The following is a 955-nucleotide window of genomic DNA, read 5'->3' as shown; positions in this document are numbered from 1 at the left end:
GAGTCTTACCGGATAAACGATCTATAGCACTAAGTAAGCCTTCAGTATCGACTGAGTAAATCTTATCATCTCTAAGGATAGGTGAAAGCTGAAGCTTTAGTTCTTGATCACCTTCTCCTACCGACTTCTTCCATATACGTTTAAAGTTAATTTGGTCTTTGAAGTCGATATCAAGCTCTGCAGGCTGATTTACTGGCGAACTACTACAAGCAGCTAGCAAACAAGACAAAAGGCCAAGAAAGGCGACCTTTTTACACCACCGATGTATTTTCTCTAGCGCCATGCTATGAAATCCCTAATGCAACTTAGCGTTCTGTATGATTACTTCAAACACTATATAAAAACAAAAAAGGCAGAGCTTAGCTGCCTTTGAAAGATAAATTCTCGCCCCTTTGTAGTTTTCAGCCTAGGCAATGCTGGCTGACAAAAAGGGGCAAAATTGATTATAGGGTCTTAGGATCGATACCTAAGTCTGACAGCTTAACCGCCAACAAAGGTTGCGCCTGAGGCTCTTCTTTAATAAGTTCGAAAGCATTCTTGTATGCCTCGATAGCGCCAGGGATATCACCTTGTCGCTTTTTAATGTCACCCTCTATTTCAAGGTAGCTCGCTTTAAACGCCTCTTCACTTGGCTTAAGCAAGGCCAAAGCATCGTCATGCTTTTCTTGCGCAGATAAAATACGAGCTAAACGAGCGGTGACAATATGTTGAAGACGAACATCTTCTGTTTTTGATAAAACCCAATTTAGCTGCTCTGCTGCACCTTCGTAGTTTTTGTCTTCTACCAGGTCTTTTGCCATAAACATCGCAGCATACAAAGCGTATTCAGTGCCCTCAAACTCATCTTTCAGTTGCTCTGCCAAGTAGCTGACTGTTTCCGCTTCGTCTTCACTATCAAAATCGTTTTGCGTAGCGACTGTTACCAATTGTTGATACTGCAAAGACGCTGCTGTTT

At 42.0% G+C, this 955-nt stretch carries 1 protein-coding gene and 1 pseudogene; both read right to left on the bottom strand.

Annotated features, from left to right (window positions below; genetic code table 11):
• A pseudogene (locus A3729_RS05305) lies at window positions 1-283 on the bottom strand (hypothetical protein); the annotation flags it as partial.
• Window positions 284-443: 160 nt separating this feature from the next.
• Window positions 444-955 (bottom strand): tetratricopeptide repeat protein (locus A3729_RS05300; protein ID WP_068633326.1); only part of this gene is annotated, 512 nt, incomplete at its 5' end.

Source organism: Oleiphilus sp. HI0043 (assembly GCF_001634935.1).
Note: the sequence above shows the minus strand (reverse complement) of the source record. Positions and strands in the feature narration are given on the sequence as shown.